The 2,375-nt window shown below is 66.2% G+C and carries 1 protein-coding gene; it reads right to left on the bottom strand.

What is annotated here, in order from left to right; genetic code table 11:
* Positions 1-2,375 (bottom strand): Ig-like domain-containing protein (locus VTU_RS34035; protein WP_010108577.1); only part of this gene is annotated, 2,375 nt, incomplete at both ends.

The following is a 2,375-nucleotide window of genomic DNA, read 5'->3' as shown; positions in this document are numbered from 1 at the left end:
CGTCGCTCGCGAAGCCGGTGACGGATTCGCTGAAGTGGAAGCTGACGGTGGTGGTTTCGCCCGCGGTGAGGACGCTGTCGGCCAGCGTGATGGTGGTGGCGTAGGGGCGCGTGGGGTCGATGGTGTCTACCGCGTAGCTGGCGCTGGTGGCCTGGCCCTCGCCGGTGTTGCCTGCGATGTCGCGCACGCCGCCGAGGTTCACGCGGAGGGTGTTGGTCGCGTCGTTCACGTTGGCCGTGGGCGTGAAGAGGGCGGTCCAGGTTCTGCCGTCGGTGTCGGCGGTGAATGCGCTCAGCGTGCCGTTGGCGTCGCTGAGCACGATGTCATCCATCGTGAAGTCGGTGACGGGCTCGCTGAAGCGGAAGGTGACGCGGGTGCTCTCGCCCACGGTGAGGCTGGAGTCGGCCAGCGCAATGGTCGCGCTCGGGCGCACGAGGTCGATGCTGTAGAGGGCTTCGCTGAAACTCCGCGAATCCCGTGGGCCCGTGTTGCCCGCGACGTCGGTGAATCTTTGGCGAAGGCTGATGAGGTTGTCCGCCGATGAGCTGCCGGAAGTCGGGGCCGTGAGGGTGATCTGCCAGCTGATGCCGTCGCTGGTGCGCAGGTTGGACAATGCGCCGCGGTTGTTCTCCGAGGACCACTGACCATAGAGGTTCGACAGGGAGAGGTCCGCCAGGGCGAGGCTGCTTTGATTCAGCGCTTCGGAGAAGGTGAGGGTGACGGTGGTCGATTCGCCGATGCCAAGCTGGGCGTCCGCGATGGCGAGGGAGCGCACCGTGGGTTGCCGGGTGTCTATCAGGTAGCCGAAGCTGGTGGACTGGCCCACGCCGGCCCGGCCTGCGGCGTTGGTCACGCCGGCCAGGTTCACGCCGATGGTATTGCTGCTGTTCTCGGTGTTGGCTGCGGGGGTGAACGTGGCGGTCCAGGTTTTGCCGTCCGGATCGGCCGTGAGGGGGCCCAGCGTGCCATTCGCGTCCGTGAGCACGACGTCGTCCGCCGTGAAGCCGTTGACGCGCTCACTGAAGCGGAAGGTGACGAGGGTGGTGTCGCCTATCGCGAGGCTGCTGTCGGCCAGCGTGATGCGGGCGGTGGGGTGCACGGTGGTGGTGTCGATGGCGTAGTCGGCGCTGGCGGCACGGCCGCTGCCGGCCAGGCCCGTTGCGGCGTCGATCACACCGGAGAGGTTCACGATGATGCGGTTGCGGACGTTTGCCAGGTTGGCCGTGGGCGTGAAGATGGCGGTCCAGGTCTTGCCGTCTGCGAAGGGCATGAGCTCGCCGAGCGTGCCGTTGGCCTCGATGAGGTCGATGTCGTCTGCCGTGAAGTCGGTGGTGACCGTGTTGAAGAGGAAGATGGCGGTGGTGGTTTGGCCCACCGTGAGGCTGGTGTCGGCGAGCGTGATGGTGGCGACGGGTCCCCGGGTGGCGATCGTGTAATTGGGGCTGGAAATGCTGCCAATACCGGCGTTGCCTGTGGCGTCGGTGACCCCCGTGAGGTTCACGCGGATGGTGTTGCTCGCGTCCTCCACGTTGGCCGTGGGCGTGAAGGGGGCGCTCCAGGTTCTGCCGTCGGCGTCGGCGCTGAGCGGACCGAGCGTGCCGTTGGCGTCCGAGAGGTCTACGTCGCTCGCGTCAAAGCCGGTGACGGGCTCGTTGAAGGCGAAGCGGACGGTCGTCGTTTCGCCCACCGTGAGGCGGCTGTCGGCCAAGTGGATGGTGGCGCTGGGGGGCAGGGTGTCCACGGTGTAGTTGGCGCTGCTGGCATAACCTATGCCGGCCTTGCCGGCAGTGCTGCGCACACCGGCAAGGTTCATGCCGATGCTGCCGGTCGTGGCGTTGGTGATGGCCTGGGGCGTAAAGATCGCCGTCCAGGTTTTGCCGTCGGAGCCCAGCGCAGTGAGTGCGCCCAGCGTGCCGGTGGCATGCGTGAGCACGACGTCGTCGCTCGTGAAGTCGGTGACGGCTTGGTTGAAGCGGAAGGTGACGGTGGTGGTTTCGCCGAATTTGAGCGTGTTCTGGGCCAGCGTGATGGTGGCGCTGGGTCCCGTGGTGTCCAACTGAAAGTTGGAACTGGTGAAACGGTCTTCGCCGGTATTGCCCGCCAGGTCGCGCAGGCCGCTCATGTTCACGCTGATGGTGTTGCTCGTGTCGTTGGTATTCGCCGGGACGGTGAGGGTGGCGTTCCAGAATCTTCCATCTGAGCCGCGCGTGAGCGTGCTCAGCGTGCCGTGGGTGTCGCTCAGGTCGACGTCGTCGTTGCCGAAGTCGGTGATCTCCTCGGCGAAGCTGAAGGTGATGGCGAGGGTGCCTCTTCCCTCTGCGTCAAAGCGGATTCCGGCGACCGTGATGCTGTCGAGCAGGGGCCGTATGGTGTCG

Source organism: Verminephrobacter aporrectodeae subsp. tuberculatae At4 (assembly GCF_000193225.1).
Classification (GTDB): Bacteria; Pseudomonadota; Gammaproteobacteria; order Burkholderiales; family Burkholderiaceae_C; genus Acidovorax; species Acidovorax aporrectodeae.
The sequence above is the reverse complement of the archived record's forward strand: the minus strand, read 5'-3'. Positions and strand labels throughout refer to the sequence as shown.